This is a genomic window from Frankia sp. QA3 (assembly GCF_000262465.1).
Classification (GTDB): Bacteria; Actinomycetota; Actinomycetes; order Frankiales; family Frankiaceae; genus Frankia.
The window spans coordinates 3,633,502-3,649,377 of the sequence record NZ_CM001489.1 but is presented as its reverse complement, the minus strand read 5'-3'; the positions used below and the strand labels follow the sequence as shown (position 1 = coordinate 3,649,377).

Annotated in this window: 12 protein-coding genes; 10 read left to right on the top strand and 2 right to left on the bottom strand. The window is 73.6% G+C overall.

The window, feature by feature from the left end; translation table 11 throughout:
- Positions 1-324 precede the first annotated feature (324 nt).
- The 6 genes from FRAQA3DRAFT_RS15010 to FRAQA3DRAFT_RS14985 all read left to right on the top strand — a co-directional run bounded on the left by FRAQA3DRAFT_RS15010 (position 325) and on the right by FRAQA3DRAFT_RS14985 (position 7,738).
- Positions 325-1,638, top strand: coding sequence for a mechanosensitive ion channel family protein (locus FRAQA3DRAFT_RS15010; protein WP_009739883.1), 1,314 nt, complete (start codon positions 325-327; stop codon positions 1,636-1,638).
- A 178-nt stretch (positions 1,639-1,816) separates the two neighbouring features.
- The gene (locus FRAQA3DRAFT_RS15005; RefSeq protein ID WP_009739882.1) at positions 1,817-2,548 is read left to right on the top strand and encodes a response regulator transcription factor; all 732 of its coding nucleotides are present in this window, start codon (positions 1,817-1,819) and stop codon (positions 2,546-2,548) included.
- Between the two features lie 74 nt (positions 2,549-2,622).
- Positions 2,623-4,371 (top strand): HAMP domain-containing sensor histidine kinase, encoded by a 1,749-nt coding sequence (locus FRAQA3DRAFT_RS15000; RefSeq protein ID WP_009739881.1) that lies wholly within the window; start codon positions 2,623-2,625, stop codon positions 4,369-4,371.
- Complete coding sequence (gene malQ, locus FRAQA3DRAFT_RS14995) at positions 4,368-6,869, top strand: 4-alpha-glucanotransferase (RefSeq protein ID WP_009739880.1); 2,502 nt, start codon at positions 4,368-4,370, stop codon at positions 6,867-6,869. Before FRAQA3DRAFT_RS15000 ends, malQ begins: the two co-directional genes overlap by 4 nt.
- 10 nt (positions 6,870-6,879) lie before the next feature.
- Complete coding sequence (locus tag FRAQA3DRAFT_RS14990) at positions 6,880-7,320, top strand: hypothetical protein (protein WP_232292061.1); 441 nt, start codon at positions 6,880-6,882, stop codon at positions 7,318-7,320.
- On the top strand, positions 7,307-7,738 hold the full coding sequence (locus tag FRAQA3DRAFT_RS14985; protein ID WP_009739878.1) for a DUF5130 family protein: 432 nt from the start codon (positions 7,307-7,309) through the stop codon (positions 7,736-7,738). Before FRAQA3DRAFT_RS14990 ends, FRAQA3DRAFT_RS14985 begins: the two co-directional genes overlap by 14 nt.
- A gap of 145 nt (positions 7,739-7,883) precedes the next feature.
- On the opposite strand, the gene FRAQA3DRAFT_RS14980 is transcribed toward FRAQA3DRAFT_RS14985, so the two are convergent.
- Positions 7,884-8,237, bottom strand: a complete 354-nt coding sequence (locus tag FRAQA3DRAFT_RS14980; RefSeq protein ID WP_009739877.1) for a helix-turn-helix transcriptional regulator — start codon at positions 8,235-8,237, stop codon at positions 7,884-7,886.
- A 205-nt stretch (positions 8,238-8,442) separates the two neighbouring features.
- Here FRAQA3DRAFT_RS14980 and FRAQA3DRAFT_RS14975 point away from each other — a divergent pair, with 205 nt between their 5' ends.
- Positions 8,443-9,927, top strand: coding sequence for an MFS transporter (locus FRAQA3DRAFT_RS14975; RefSeq protein ID WP_009739876.1), 1,485 nt, complete (start codon positions 8,443-8,445; stop codon positions 9,925-9,927).
- 69 nt (positions 9,928-9,996) lie between these two features.
- Here the strand turns inward: FRAQA3DRAFT_RS14975 and pepN are convergent, their stop codons facing one another.
- Positions 9,997-12,549: an aminopeptidase N gene (pepN, locus tag FRAQA3DRAFT_RS14970; RefSeq protein WP_009739875.1), complete on the bottom strand. Its 2,553-nt coding sequence runs from the start codon at positions 12,547-12,549 to the stop codon at positions 9,997-9,999.
- A gap of 633 nt (positions 12,550-13,182) precedes the next feature.
- On the opposite strand from pepN, the gene FRAQA3DRAFT_RS14965 reads away from it, so the two are divergent.
- From FRAQA3DRAFT_RS14965 to FRAQA3DRAFT_RS14955, 3 genes are read left to right on the top strand one after another with little or no spacing between them, the layout of a single operon-like run.
- A complete protein-coding gene (locus FRAQA3DRAFT_RS14965) occupies positions 13,183-14,619 on the top strand; it encodes an AI-2E family transporter (protein ID WP_009739874.1) in 1,437 nt (478 codons plus the stop codon).
- Positions 14,620-14,665: 46 nt separating this feature from the next.
- Positions 14,666-15,328 (top strand): DsbA family protein, encoded by a 663-nt coding sequence (locus FRAQA3DRAFT_RS14960; protein WP_009739873.1) that lies wholly within the window; start codon positions 14,666-14,668, stop codon positions 15,326-15,328.
- A 19-nt stretch (positions 15,329-15,347) separates the two neighbouring features.
- Positions 15,348-15,836, top strand: coding sequence for a ribose-5-phosphate isomerase (locus FRAQA3DRAFT_RS14955; protein WP_009739872.1), 489 nt, complete (start codon positions 15,348-15,350; stop codon positions 15,834-15,836).
- Positions 15,837-15,876 lie beyond the last annotated feature (40 nt).

The window sequence follows — 15,876 nt, the reverse complement described above, 5'->3', positions numbered from 1 at the left end:
GGCGCTGCACATATCTGGTGGTCTTTGTCACTCTCCGCCCATCAATCGGTGAGCTTCTCGCTACTCACTGTCGATCCGATGTGAGCGGGGTCATCATGGCCGCGCGTGGTCGCCTGTCGGCCCGATCCTGGGGTGGGCACCGATGGGCCATTCCCATGGACGAGACTGATCTCCGATCGTCGCCCCCCAGGGTCGTGGGCGCGTCAGGCCGCAGAGTCGGCCGGCTCGGGGTGTCGCGACCACCATGACCGACGCGACCACCATGACCGACGCGACCACCATGACCGACGCGACCACCATGACCGAACGGAACCGACAGGAAGGATGACCGACGTCGTGACGCCCGCCCCGTCCCTGCTGGCTCAGCCGCTCATCCCCGGCCTGGGGATGCTGCTGTCCGCCTCGCCGTCACCCACCGCGCAGTCGAGCCCGCTGTCCGTGGCGGCGACGACCACTCCGCTGCCCTCTCCGAGTCCATCGGGGAGCACCGATCCACTGGTCTCCTTCGAAGGGGTCGCGAACGCCCTGCGCGACGCCTGCGGGACCAGTCCCGGGCTGCTGTGCCGCACCGTCTACAACGCTACGCACAGTAACTATCTTGCCTCCGGTGCGGAGGTGTTCCTGGGAACGCCGATCAGGATCACCCTCATCCTGCTGATCGCGCTCGTGGTGCGGGCGCTGCTGCACAGGTTCATCCGGCGGACCACGGAACGAGCCGGTTCCGGTGGCGGCGGGTTCTTCCGCGGTTCCCGTGCCGGGACGCTGCTGGGCGCGTTCGGAGATCCGACGGTGCTGATGGAAAGGCGCCGCCAGCGGGCCGCGACCGTCGGTTCGCTGCTGCGCAGCGTGACCTCCATCTTCGTCTTCGGACTGGCATTCCTGAGCATCCTGGGCGAGCTGGGTATCAATCTCGCTCCCATCGTCGCCAGTGCCGGAGTGCTGGGAATCGCGGTCGGTTTCGGCGCGCAGAACCTCGTCCGCGACTTCCTGTCCGGCATGTTCATGCTGCTCGAAGACCAGTACGGCGTGGGTGACGTCATCGACGTCGGCGCCGTCTCGGGCACGGTCGAGGCGGTGAGCCTGCGGATGACGAGGCTGCGCGATGTCGAGGGAACCGTCTGGTATGTCCGCAATGGCGAGATCACCCGGATCGGCAACAAGAGCCAGCAATGGGCACGGACCGTGCTTGACGTCCCGCTCGACTACGACACCGAGGTCGCCGAGGCCAAGCGGGTGCTCGCCCGCACCGCCGACGACCTGTGGGCGGACGCGAAATGGAGCAGCCTCATCATCGCCGAGCCCGAGGTGTGGGGCATGGAGACCATGACCGCCGACGGCTACACCCTGCGCATCGCGATCAAGACCCAGCCGCTGAAACAGTGGGAGGTGGCCCGCGAGCTGCGGGAACGGGTGCGCACCGCGCTCAGCAACGCCGGCATCGCCCTCGGCACCGTCCAGCGCAGCGAGGTGACCATGGTCGATGACGACGATGACGATGAGCGCAACACCGACGAGGCGGAGGACGACGGCTCGGGCAGCGGCGTGCCGGCGCTGCCGGGCGGTGGTCAGGGCGGCTCGATCACCGAAGACCTGCCACGGCCCAGGCTTGACCCGCCGAGCTCGTCGCGCTCCGGCTGAGCCCGTCACGTGCCCTCGTCGTCCGCCGCCGGCCCGCCGCACCTCACGCGGATTCCCGTCACCGCAGGGGGTCCGGGGCCGGCGGCCTGGCTGAAGCCGGCCTGAAGATCGCGGTAGGTGTTCCTGAGACGGCCCGGCGGCCACTCACCCGCGCACCCGGCACAGGCAGACTGGAACCGTGCGGGTACTGGTGGTGGACGACGACGCGGCTGTCCGACAGTCCCTGGAGCGCTCGCTCCGGTTCGAGGGCTACGAGGTGACGACGGCGGTCGACGGCGCGGACGCCCTCGACGCCGTGGGCCGCGACCGCCCGGACATCGTGGTCCTCGACGTGATGATGCCCCGCATCGACGGGCTGGAGACCTGCCGCCAACTGCGGGCCCGCGGCGACGACGTCCCGGTGCTCATGCTGACCGCCCGCGACGGCCTGGCCGATCGGGTCAGCGGACTCGACGTCGGCGCCGACGACTACCTGGTCAAGCCGTTCGCCCTGGAGGAGCTGTTCGCCCGGCTGCGGGCGCTGACCCGCCGGGCGGCGCTCGCCGCCCGGGTCGCCGGGGCTGGCGGCGCCGGTGGGCCGGGCGCGATGCCCGACTCGGTGCTGCGCTACGGCGGCGTGAGCCTGGACCAGGCCAGCCGCCAGGTGACCCGGGGCGAGCGCGAACTGACCCTGACCAAGACCGAGTTCGAACTGCTGGAGCTGTTCCTCAGCCATCCGCGGCAGGTGCTGTCCCGTTCGATGATCATGGAGCGGGTCTGGGGCTACGACTTCGGCCCCACCTCGAACTCGCTGGAGGTCTTCGTGAGCTACCTGCGACGCAAACTGGAAGCGGGCGGCGAACCCCGGCTGCTGCACACGGTGCGCGGCGTCGGCTACGTGCTGCGTGAGCCGGCGGGGGACCGCGGGTGACGCGAGCCGGTGGGGGAGCGCCGGGCAGAGGTGCGGCGCCGTCGGGGGCCGCACCGCCGTCCTGGGGGAGGCCGATGCTGGTCTACCCGGCGCCCGCCGGCTCCGGTCCGGGCGGTCCGGGCGGTACCAGTGGTGCCGGCGGGGCCGGCGGCGGTGGTGTCGCCGGTGGCGGTGAGTCCGGCCCGCCGGGCGGCGCCGCCCGGCGCGACGGGTTCGCCCGCCGGGTCGGGCCGAGGCAGCGGTCCCGGCTCAGGTTCTCCTCGCCGCTGGGCCGCCTCACCCTGCGGGCGCGGCTCGCGCTGCTCGTCGGCATGGCGGTGGCCGCCGCCGTCGCGGTGGTCGCCGGAGTGTCCCTCGGTGCCACCAGCATCGTGCTCAACCAGGCCATCGACGACCAGCTCATCGAGCAGGCGGAGGCGTCCGCGGACACCATCCAGACCAACTCGCTGGGCCTGGGACTCGGCCTACAGGCGTTCAGCTTCGGCCTGGAGGGGCAGTTCCTCGACGCCGCGGGCAGCCCGCTGCAGAACGCCGTCTCGTCCTGGAACAGCGTGCGGATCCCGGTCGACGCCGCCGACGCCGAGGTCGCCCGCCGCGAACGAGCCCAGAACCTGCGCACGGTCACCGTCGACGGCCAGTCCTACCGGCTGGTCACCGTCCCGCTGCAGCGCCCGGCGTCCGGCGGTGCGCTCCAGCTCGCCCGGCCGACCACGGACGTCGATCGCACCCTGCGCGACCTCGGACTGGTGCTGCTCGTCGTCGGGGTCGTCGGGGTCGTCGGCTCGGCGCTGGCCGGCCGGATCGTGGCCCGGGCCGCACTGAAACCCGTCGACGCCGCCGCCGCAGCGGCCGAGGAGGTGGCCCGCACCCAGGACCTCTCGGCGCTGATCCCGGTCACCGGGTCCGACGAGATCACCCGGCTCGCGGAGAGCCTCAACAGCATGCTGCGCGCGCTGGAGGCCTCCCGGGCCCGCCAGCGCCAGCTCGTCGACGACGCCAGTCATGAGCTGCGCACCCCGCTGACCAGCCTGCGGACCAACATCGAGCTGTTGCTGCGCGCCGAGGCGAACCCGCACCGCGCGCTGCCCGCGGCTGACCGCGAGGCCCTGCTGCGCGACGTGGATGCCCAGATGCGCGAGCTGTCCGGGCTGGTCAGCGAGCTCGTCGAGCTCGCCCGGGACGAGGTGCCCACCGAGGAGGTGGAGCGGCTCGACCTGGCGGAGATCGTCGCCGCCGCCGCGGAACGTGCGCGGCGGCGCGCCACCGGCAAGGGCATCCGGATCGAGGTCGACGCCGTGGGGTCCCCGATCGACGGCCGGGCGAACATGCTCGAACGCGCGGTCACCAACCTGCTCGACAACGCGGTGAAGTTCTCCCCGCCGGCGTCGGTCGTGCGGGTGCGCACTCGCGATGGCGAGGTGACCGTCGCGGACGACGGGCCGGGCATCGCCCCGGAGGACCGGGCCCAGATCTTCGACCGGTTCTACCGGGCCACCTCGGCGCGCGGGCTGCCGGGATCCGGGCTCGGCCTCGCAATCGTCGCCGACGCCGTGCAGACCCACGGCGGCACCGTGACCGCGGAGGGCTCGCCAAGCGGCGGGGCCCTGCTGCGAATGCGGCTGCCGCTGGCGACCCCCGACCCCTCGGACCCCCGGGACGCGCTGACCCTGGCGGGCGGTGCCGGCGGCGCCCAGGGCACGGACGCCGACCTGGCCTGGCGGCCGCCGCCGGCCGACGGAGCTCATACCACAGGCTCGCCGGCCCCCGCGCCGGCGGACGGTGTGTCGCCGGCCAGGTCCCGCGGCGAGAATTCTAGGGCGTGAGCCCAGACGATCCCGCCCGGTCCCTGCCGCCCGAGCACTCCGTCCGCGCGGTGGCCCCCCGCGATCCGGCCGCGCCCCCCGGCGGCGTGCCGTCCGAACCGGCCTCCCCCGAGGCTGGGGGCGCGGAGGTGACCGGCGCGGAGGTGACCGGCGCCGAGGTGACCGGCGCCGAGGCGACGGTGGCGGAGCTCGCGGACCCGGCAGGCGCGTGGACGGCGCCGGCCGACCGGGAGCTCGCTGAGCTTGCCGAGGTGTCCGGAGTCGCGACCGCGTACCGCGATGCCGAGGGGGGACTCGTGCGGGTCGCGCCGGAGACCGTGCGGGCGGTCCTGCGCCTGCTGGGGATCGACCCGAGCGACCCCGCGGCGGCCCTCACCGCAGCCCGCGAGGCGCCCTGGCGGCGTCGGCTGCCGGCCTGCGCCGTGGTTTCGGCCGCGGCGCCGCGGCCGATCGTCGTGCACCTGCCGGCGGGCGCCGCGGCCGAGGCCGAACTGGAGCTCGACACCGGCCGGCGGATCCCGCTCGACCCCCCGGGCGACCCCGCAGAACGCCGGACCCTCGACGGCGAGCCGTGGGAGGCCCGGCCGATCGTCCTGCCCGCCGGGCTGCCGCTGGGCGACCACGTGCTGCACGTCGCGGTCGGGTCGCGGCGGCTGCGCTGCGCGCTCGTCGCCGTGCCGGAGGCGGTGCCCGGCCCCGCGGCGCTCGCCGAGCCGGCGCGGGCCTGGGGCTGGATGATCCAGCTGTACGCGCTGCGGTCGGCGTCGTCCTGGGGCATGGGCGACTATGCCGACCTCGCGGACCTCGCCGACTGGTCCGGCCGGGCGGGGGCCGACGTGCTGCTCGTCAACCCGCTGCATGCCGCCGCCCCGACCCTGCCGGTCGCCGCGTCCCCGTATTCGCCGGTCAGCCGTCGCTTCGCCGCGCCGCTCTATCTGCGACCCGAAGCGACACCCGAGTACGCGCGGGCCGACGAGCGGACCCGGGCCGCCGTCGACGAGCTCGCCCGCGAGGCCCGCCGGGACGGTCGGCCGGACGGCCTGCTCGACCGCGACGCCGTGTGGCGGGCGAAGTTCGCCGCGCTGGAGCTGCTGTTCCGGGCGGCGGGCGGCGGCAGCGGGTCCGACGGCGGCAGCGGGCCGGACAGCGGCAGCGGGCCGGACGGCGACGCGGACGCCGCCTCCCCGATCCCGGGGCTCGCCGACTTCGCGACCTGGTGCGCGCTGGCCGAGCGGCACGGGCCGGACTGGCGGGTCTGGCCCCCGGAGCTCGCGCACCCCGGCAGTGCCGCCGTCGCGGCCGCCCGCGTCGAACTGGCCGACCGCATCGCCTTCCACAGCTGGCTGCAGCGGCGCTGCGACGCCCAGCTCGCCGCGGCGCAGGCCGCCGCCCGCGACGCCGGGATGGCCGCGGGGATCGTGCACGACCTCGCGGTGGGGGTCGATCCGGGTGGGGCGGACGCGTGGGCGTTGCAGGACGTCCTCGCCGTCGACGCCACGGTGGGGGCCCCACCCGACACGTTCAACCAGCAGGGCCAGGACTGGGGACTGCCGCCGTGGCGGCCGCAGGCGCTGGCCGACGCCGGGTACGCGCCGTTGCGGCAGATGGTGGCCGCCGTGCTGCGCCGCGGCGGCGGGCTGCGGGTCGACCACATCCTCGGCCTGTTCCGGCTGTGGTGGATCCCGCGGGGCGCCGGGGCCGCGAACGGGACCTACGTCCGCTACGACGCCGAGGCGATGCTCGGGCTGATCGCCCTGGAAGCCGCGCGGACCGGCGCCGTCGTCGTCGGCGAGGACCTGGGCACCGTCGAGCCGTCCGTGGCGACGACGCTGGCGCGCACGGGGGTGCTCGGGTCCACGGTGCTGTGGTTCGAACAGGATGACTCCGGCCGCCCCCTACCGCCGGCGCGGTACCGGGCGGCGACGATGGCCAGCGTCACCACGCACGACCTGCCCACCGCGGCGGGCTATCTCGAAGGCGAGCACGTGCGCCTGCGGGCCGGGCTGGGCCTGCTCGGGCGGTCCGAGCAGGCGGAGACCGCCGGCTGGCATGCCGAGCGTGACGCGCTGCTCGACCTGCTGCGAGCCGAGGGCCTGGTGACCGGGCCGGCCGACGTGGCCGGGCCGGCCGACGTGGCCGAGGATGGCGCGCAGTTCACGCCAGAGGTCCGCACCGAGCTCGCCTTCGCGCTGCACCGGCTGCTGGTGCGCTCACCGTGCCGCATCGTGCTGGCCGCCCCCGGCGACGCTCTCGGCGATTTGCACCAGCCCAACCTGCCCGGCACGGTCGACGCCTATCCCAACTGGCGCCTGCCGGTGCGCGACGCCGACGGCGGGGAGGTCACGGTGGAACGCCTGCGCACCGACCCAGCGGTGGCGCGCCTCGGCGCGCTGCTCGCCGAGGTGCGCGACGCCTCCGGTACCGGTGGGGCTTTTCTCACCCCCGGGCGGGGACCGTCGGCACCCCTGAAAGAGGACCCTCGACCCACTTCCCGGTAACCTTCGCTGCGTGACTTCACGTCAACCGCGCTGGTCCCGCTGGCTGCCCTTCGCCGGTATGCTCCACTCGTCGCGAGGGTCGGGCGTCCGTCCGGCGTCGCGGCGCGGCACCGCCCTGCGCCGGGTGCTGACCGTCGGCGGCCTCACGCTCTTCGCGTTGCCGGTGTTCGCGGCGACCGCCTCCGCCGGGGAGATCGGGACCGTCTACGACCCCGATCCGCTCACCGCCCTGCAGACCTGGGGGATCTACGGCGGCACCATCGTCGGCGGGTTCCTGATCGCGATCCTGCTGGCCGCCTGGTCCAGCCGCAAGAGCGGGCCGACGCGCTACCGGCCGGGCCAGCCCTGGGAACACGACGAGGTCTGGATCGGCACCAAGCCGGAGCAGATCGAGGGCGAGCGGGCCCAGAAGGCCGTCCCCGGGGCGGGTGGCGCTAGTGGCAACTGGTGAGGCGTTCACCTCGGAGCAGCTCGAGCGGCTGAACCGGGCGTTGGAACTCGCCCAGAAGCACAGCGGTGTCCGCTTCGGCGTCCGGCTCGGGTCGGTGCGCGGCGACGTGCGCCTCGCCGCGGAGCGGATCCTGTCGACCCTGGTCGAGGACCCGGCCCGGGATCCCGCCGTGCTCATCCTCGTCTCGCCGGGGCAGTGCTTCGTGCGGGTCTCCACCACTCCCGCGGCCCGCAAGCGGATCAGCGACTCCGCATCCGGCCTCGCCGCGCTCACGATGACCTCCAGCTTCTCCCTTGGCGACCTGGTCGGCGGCCTCACGACCGGCATCCGCCAGCTCGGCGAGGCCGCCGGCCCGGCCGCCCCCGGCGCCGCCGCCCCGGCCCACCCCACCTCTGCCGGCAGCCCCGCATCCCACTGACGCGGGGAGTCCCGCCGGGCGCGGCGGTTGCGTCACGCCGGGCTCGGCGACGGGTCCGGCGATCCCGCCTGCCCCGCACGACGGCGATCCCGCCTGCCCGCCGCGGGCCGTGACGAGGCGCTGCCTCGACGGCGGCCCCGGGCCGCTACTGGTTGCCGCGCCCGGACCGGGAGACGGTGAGCTCGGTGGGGGGGTCGGCGCGCAGCACCGCCTCGAGCAGCCCAGGGAACCTGATGGCGAGATCCTCACGCCGCAGTGAGAGCAGGTTCTCCCGGCCGGCGGGGCGCTGCCAGATCACGCCGCTGTCGCGTAGCACCCGCCAGTGATGGGTCAGGGTGGACTTGGAGATCTCGATCCCGAGGCTCGCCCCGACCGTGCCGCAGGAACGCTCGCCCTCCTCGTCGAGGATGCGCACGATCGCCAGCCGGATCGAGTTACCCAGCGCCGTCAGGACGTTCTCCAGGCGGATCTGCTCGCGGATCGGGTGCTGGCCCAGCATGGCGACCAGGGTAGTCGAACGCTACGACCGTACGCGAACGGCTGAAACCTGTGGAGCACTCCGGGTCGCGTCGCCCCGCAGGTACCGAACACCCCGTCGACACCCCGTCGACAGCCTTCCCGGGGCCTCGCAAGCCGTACGACTGTACGCTAATATTCGTACAGTCGAACGATCACGGATCTTGTCGAACAGGGGTGCCCGCGCTATGTCCACGCCCTCGACCGTGTCGGCCGGCCCGCCCGCGATCGGTCACCGTCATCTCGGCCTGAGCCTCGCGCTGTTGGCCCTCGCGCAACTGATCTTCTCGCTGGACCTCAACATCGTCTTCGTGGCGTTGCCCGACATCAAGGCGTCCCTGCACTTCGCCGGCCAGACGGAGCAGTGGGTGGTCAGCGCCTATGCCGTGTTCGCCGGCGGGTTCCTGCTGCTGGGTGGCCGGGCGGCCGACCTGCTGGGCCGGCGCCGCATGTTCGTGCTGGCCCTGAGCATCTATGCGGTCTCCTCCTTCGTCGGCGGTCTGGCGGGCACGCCGGCGATCCTCGTCGTCGCCCGCGCGATCCAGGGCGTCGGGGCGGCGCTGCTGCTTCCGTCGACCCTTTCCCTCATCAACACGCTGTTCGAGGAGGGCCCGCGGCGAAACCGGGCGCTCGCGGTCTGGGGCGGCGCCGGAGCCAGTGGCCTGACGGTCGGCGCGCTGCTCGGTGGCGTCCTCACCCAGGCGTTCGGCTGGTCCGCCGTCTTCTTCGTCAACGTGCCGCTCGCCGCCGTCGTCGCCCTGGCGGCCCTGGCCGTCATCCCGGCCGATCCACCGCGGCTTGCCGCCCGGCGATTCGACCTGCCCGGCGCACTGACGGTGACGGCGGGCGTGACCATGCTGGTCTTCGTGCTCGTCCAGGGGCCCGAGTCGGGCTGGACGTCGGGCGGCGTCATCGCCGGCATCGTCGCCGCCGTGATCCTGCTGCCCGCGTTCGTCGCCATGGAGGCCCGCACCGCGGATCCGTTGCTTGCGCTGCGGCTGCTGCGCAACCGCCCGCTGACGGTCGCCATCACGGTGACCTTCATCTACATGGGCACCTTCGGCACGCTGCCCTACTTCCTCACACGGCTGCTGCAGGAGGTACACGGCTACAGCGCGCTGCGCACGGGCCTGGCCTTCGCAATCCCGTCGGTCGCGATCGCCACCGGAACGCAGCTGGGCGAGCGGATGACGACGGCCATCGGAACCCGCCTCACCCTGCTGTCCGGGTTCGCCCTCGGCGCGGTGGGCACGGCCGTGCTCGCGATCGGCTTCGACAGCGAGCGGTCGTTCGCCACCCTGCTGCCCGGGCTGATCCTCTCGGGGGTCGCGCAGGGCACCGTCTGGACGGCCATGTGGATCGCGGCCGCCTCGGGGGTGGCCGCGCAGGAACAGGGGGTCGCCTCCGGCATGGCCTCCACGACCCTCAACATCGGCAACGCCGTCGGCCTCGCCGTCCTCGTCGCCATCGCCACGGCGGACATCACCGACCAGCAGGGCGACCGCCTACGTGCCGATCTCGCCGACGGCACATTCACCGCGGTCCTGCTCACGGCCGCTGGGCTGGTGATCGGTCTGCTCCTGGTCGCGCTCGCCCTGCCGAGGACGCGAGCGGCCGCAGCCGTGCCGGCGCTCGACCTCGACGACCCGGTCCCGGCTCCGGAGGCGAGGTGACCCCGGCGGCGCACGTCCGGCGGGGGGCCGCGCGTGATCCACGCCCGGCCCCCCGCCGAACCGGGTCGCCTACGCCGCCGCGGCGGCGGTGTCCTTCGCGCGGGCGGCGAGGGCCCGGACGAGGCCGTCGCGGCCCTCCAGCAGGGCGCGGCGCAGCGGCGGGACCGGGTTGCGATCAGCGAGGTACGCGTCGACCTTGGCCACCGTCTCCGGCTCGATGACGGAGGACGGGAAGAGCATCTGGGTGATGGTCGAGGCCGTGTCGAAGCTGCGGGTCTCCCAGATGCTGCCGATCTCGTCGAAGTAACGGTCGACGTAGGGCCGGGTCAGTTCGAGCTGGTCGGAGATCCAGAAGCCGCTCATCGTCGCGACGGCCAGGTGGTTGGACAGCTCGTCCGAATCCATCACCGCGGACCACGCGGCGGCCTTGGCCTCGGCGCTCGGGCGGGCGGCCCGCGCGGTGGCCGCGCGCTTCTCACCGGTGGCGGTGCGGTCCCGGGCGAGCTCGGCGTCGATCTCCGCGTCGCCGTAGGCGCCGCGCGCCACGAGCTGGGTCAGCAGCGTCCAGCGCAGCTCGGTGTCCAGGACGAGACCCTCGATGACGTCGGTGCCCTCGAACAGCGCCCGCACCCGGGCCACCTGGTCGGCGTCCTCCGCCCGCGCGAAGGTGGTCGTGTAGACGAGCTGCACGTCGCTGCCGGGCGCCGCGGACCGGGCCAGCTCCTCGGCGCGCTCGGTCAGCGCCCGCAGCGCGGGGGAGCGGTTCGCCGGTTCGCCGTAGGCGTCGATCGTGAGGTCGGCCTTGGCCAGCAGCGACTGCACCACGCCGATGTCGTCCTCGGCGGTCACCCCGGACAGCACGAGCCGGACGTACTCCCGCGCGGCGAGCTCCGCGTCGCGGGTCATGTCCCACGCCGCCGCCCAGCACAACGTGCGGGGCAGCGACTGGGAGATCGCGCCGATCGACTCGACGAGGGTGGCCAGCGACCGCTCGTCGAGGCGGACCTTGGCGTAGGTGAGGTCGTCGTCGTTGAGCAGGATCAGGTCCGGCTGACGGGCGCCGACGAGCTTCGGCACCTCGGTGAGCTCGCCGGTCACGTCCAGCTCGACCCGCTCGCGGCGGACCAGCGCGCCGGCGGCGTCGCGGTCGTACAGGCCGATCGCGAGCCGGTGCGGGCGCAGCGCCTTCGACGCGGTCGGCGGGGCGCTCGGGGGCTCCTGCACCACGTCAAACGAGGTGAACAGGCCCGAGGAGTCGGTGGAGAAGCGCGGGCGCAGGGTGTTGACGCCCGTCGTCTCCAGCCAGTCGGCGGACCAGGTCGTCAGGTCCCGGCCGCTGGCGTTCTCCAGCTCGTCGAGCAGGTCGCGCAGGGAGGTGTTCGCGTACTCGTAGCGGCGGAAGTACGTCCGCAGGCCGGACAGGAACTCCTCCTGCCCGACCCAGGCGACGAGCTGCTTGAGCACGGAGGCGCCCTTGGCGTACGTGATGCCGTCGAAGTTCGTGCGCACCGCGTCCATGTCGGGGGCGTCGGCGACGATCGGGTGGGTGGAGGACAGCTGGTCCTGACGGTAGGCCCAGCCCTTCTCCGCGTTGGCGAAGGTCGTCCAGCCGTTGGTGAACCGCGTGGAGCTCACCTGCGCCAGCACTGACATGTAGGTGGCGAACGACTCGTTGAGCCACAGGTCGTCCCACCAGCGCATGGTGACCAGGTCGCCGAACCACATGTGCGCCATCTCGTGCAGGATCGTCTCGGCGCGCCGCTCGCGACGGGCCTCGGTGACCTTGGCCCGGAAGACGTACTCCTCCAGGAACGTCACGCAGCCGGCGTTCTCCATCGCGCCGGCGTTGAACTCCGGCACGAACAGCTGGTCGTACTTGCCGAACGGGTACCGGTAGTCGAACACGCGGTGGTAGAAGTCGAACCCGGCCTTGGTGATCTCGAAGATCTCCGCCGGGTCGAGGAACTCGGCCAGCGAGCGCCGGCAGTACAGCCCCAGGTCGATTCCGTCGTGGCGGTCGCGGACCTCGTGGTAGGGACCGGCGACGAGCGCGGTGATGTAGGTGGAGATCACCGGCGTGGTGAGGAACCGGATGATGCGCACGCCGATCGAGGCCTCCGCGACGGCCGCGACCGCGCTGTTGGAGATGGCCGACCACTGCGCCGGCACCGTCACCGTCAGCGTGAACGTCGCCTTGAGATCGGGCTGGTCGAAGCAGGCGTACATCCGGTGCGCGTCGTACGTCTCGAACTGGGTGTACAGGTAGACGGCCTCGTCGACGGGGTCGACGAAGCGGTGCAGCCCCTCGCCGGTGCGCGAGTACACGCCGTCGCCCACCACGGTGAGCCGGTTGGACTCGGCGAGGTCGTCGAGCCGGATGCGCTCGCCGTCGAAAACGGCGGCGGGGTCCAGCGACCTGCCGTTGAGCACGACCTCGTCGACCTTGGCGGCGGCGAGCTCAATGAACGTCGACGCCCCCGGCTCGCGGGAGGTGAACGTGACCGCGGTCGACGTGCGGAAGGTCCCGGGGCCGGTCGTCAGGTCGAGTTCGACGTCGTAGGACGCCACGTTGAGCAGGCGGGCGCGCTCGCGCGCCTCGTCGCGGGTGAGGTTGTTGGGCACCCGGTTCCTCTCGGCAGGCACGGACTTCTCGGCTGGCACTGCATTCGGCTGGCACTGCATTCGGCGCGAAACGTACCCGGGAGCGGGCGCGTTCGGCGTGTTGTCGGGCACGCGACCGAGCTGGCCGGGGCCGGCCCGCCCAGTCTCCCACGCGATGGGCGGGTCCGGATGCCGCCGGTGGAGGTGGTACGCCCGGGCCACTGAAGGCTGCGTTCACCGAAGCAAGCTCCGGATTGTGGCGATTCGCGCGGGGTAGGTCCTCCGCCCGCGGGGTCGGTGCGGCACGATGGCGACATGTCCCGCACGCGCGGGCGGCGCGGGCGGGGACGTCCGGTCGGTCCGGCGCGGGCGCGGCAGCGTGGGTAGCTCGGCCTTCGGGCCGCGGTGTCCGTGGTCGCGGGTGTCCGTGGTGGCGAAGGTGTCCGTGGTGGAAGTGTCGGCGTCGGACGTGCCGGCGTCGGGAGTGTCGGCGTCGGGACGCTGTGGGCGTCGGAGCCGGAGGGGGCGCGGGTGAGGCGGGTCGCCGGGCTGGGCCGCGTACCCGTGCGTCGGCGTTCGGCCGGGGCCGGGCCGGGCGCAGGGGGGGCGTCGGCCGGTCGGCCGGTCCCAGGCGCCGCCGGTGCGCAACCGGGCTTGGGCGGGAACGCAGGCTCCGGGCCCGGCGGTGGTTCGGGCGCGAGCGGTGGTTCGGGTGCCGGTGGCGGGGCGGCGGCGCACCACGACGGTGAGCCGGGCCGTCCCGCGGCGCATCCCGCCCATCCCACGACCCACCCCACGACCCACCCCACGACCCACCCCACGAACCCCGGGACGCATCCGGCGACCGAGGCCGCGGCCGACCCCGGGTCCGGGGCCACCGCGGCCGGGGTGGGCAGCGGCCTGCGGCAGGGGATCGTCCCGCGCCGGCTGCGGATGCTGCGGGCCGCGCGCGCGGCCGGGCTGGACCCCCCGGGCGAGAGCGAACCGTCGCCCGCCCGCGACGGCGCCGGTCCCGCGCAGTCGCCCGCCATCCGCGCCGAGGAGCACATCCCGGTGTCGCTGCGGGTCTCGGCCGGCTGGTCCTGGCGCCTGATCGTCACCGGCGCGGCGGTCTACATCCTGCTGATGGCGGTCGGCCGGGTCCGGGTCGTGGTCATCCCGATCATCGCCGGGCTGCTCATCGCCGCGCTCATCCACCCGCTGGCGCATCGCTTCCAGCGGCTCGGCCTCCCGCGGCTCGGCGCCGCGTTCGCCGCATTGTTCGTGTTCTTCGCCGTGCTCGCGGGGGCCGCCGTCGCCGTCGGGTTCAACGCCGCCAACGAGATCCCGACGGTCAGCGACCAGGTCAGCGAGGGCGTTGAGCAGATCCGCGGCTACCTGACCGACGGGCCGTTCCACCTGTCGCAGAGCCAGATCGACGATCTCGTCGACGACATCCGCCGCAACCTGGCGAACAACCGCGGCCGGCTGGTCTCCGGGGTGATCTCCGGCGCGTCGGTGGCCGCCGAGGTGATCACCGGCCTGCTCGTCGCCCTGTTCTCGACGTTCTTCTTCCTCTACGACGGCGAGCGGATCTGGAACTGGATCGTCACCCGCTTCCCCGACGGGGCGGAGGACCGCGTGCGCGGCGCCGGCCGGGAGGCCTGGTACACGATCACCGGCTACATCCGGGGAACCGTGTTCGTCGCCGCCGTCGACGCCTTCGGCATCGCTATGGGGCTGGTCGGCGTCGGCGTGCCGCTCGTCGCGCCGCTGGCGCTGCTGACCTTCTTCGGCGGGTTCGTGCCGATCATCGGGGCGACGGTGGCCGGCGTGGCGGCCGTCCTGGTGACGCTCGTCTCCCAGGGGGTGACCGACGCGCTGATCATCCTGGGGGTCGTGCTGGCCGTGCAGCAGATCGAGGGACACCTGCTCCAGCCGCTGGTCATGCGCCGGGCCGTGCGGCTGCACCCGCTCGCGATCGTGATCGCGCTGTCCGCCGGGGGCGTGCTGGCCGGCATTCCCGGGGCGATCGCCGCCGTGCCGTTCGTCGCCGTGGTGAACCGGGTGGCCGGATACCTGGCCGAGACCGGGAAGCGTCCGCCGCCCTGACCGGTTCTAGCCCGTCAAGCGGAGCCGTCGATCGAGGAGGCCGTCCATGAGCACCGAGACCCTGACCACCCCCGCGCCGGCGTCGGAGGCGGTCGAGGACGACCCCGGCACGGTCTTCGCCGACCTCTGGTTCGACCCGCTGTGCCCGTGGGCGTGGCTGACGTCGCGCTGGCTGCTGGAGGTGGAGAAGGTCCGCCCGGTCCGGGTCCGCTGGCACGTGATGAGCCTCGCCGTGCTCAACGAGGGGCGTGACCTGCCCGAGCAGTACGCGGCGCTGCTGGCGCAGGCGTGGGGACCGGTGCGGATCTGCATCGCCGCCGCCGAGCGGCACGGCGAGGGCGTCCTCGCCGCGCTGTACACCGCGCTGGGCCGTCGGCGGCACGTGGAGAAGGCCGAGTTCGACGAGGCGACCTTCGTCGCCGCCCTGACCGAGGCGGGCGCCGACCCCGCGCTCGCGGCCGCGGCGACCTCGACCGAGTGGGACGCCAGGCTGCGGGCCAGCCACGCCGACGGCATCGGCCGTGTCGGCATGGACGTCGGCACTCCGGTCATCGCGGTGGGCGACAACGCGTTCTTCGGCCCGGTCATCACCCCGGCACCCAAGGGCGCCGACGCCGGCCGGCTGTGGGACGGAGTGCTGCTGGTCGCCGGCACGCCCGGCTTCTACGAGCTCAAGCGCTCCCGGGATGTGGAACCGATCTTCACGTGATCAGGCATGATGACGCATCATGCGCGTCCATCTAGGTTCTGACCATGCCGGCTTCCACCTGAAGACGGCGCTCGCCGAGCGCCTGGTGGAGCTGGGCCATGCGCCCGTCGACCATGGTCCCGTCGAGTACGACCCCGACGATGACTACCCCCCGTTCGTCCTGGCGGCGGCGCAGGCCACCGCGGCCGAGCCGGACAGCCTCGGCATCGTCATCGGCGGTTCCGGCAACGGTGAGGCGATCGCGGCGAACAAGGTCGTGGGTGTGCGCGCGGCGCTGGTCTGGAGCGAGCAGACCGCCACGCTGGCCCGCCAGCACAACGACGCCAACGTGCTGAGCCTCGGCGCCAGGATGCACACCGTCCCCGAGGCGCTGGCGTTCGCGGAGGTCTTTCTCGCGACGCCGTTCAGCGGCGAGCAGCGGCACGTGCGCCGGCTGCGGATGCTCTCCGCCTACGAGCGGACCGGCGAGATCCCCTCGGCGTCCGGCACCGCGTCCCCGGCGACCTGACCGGCTGCTGCCCGGCCCGGCGGGGCGGGGTCCGAGGGGC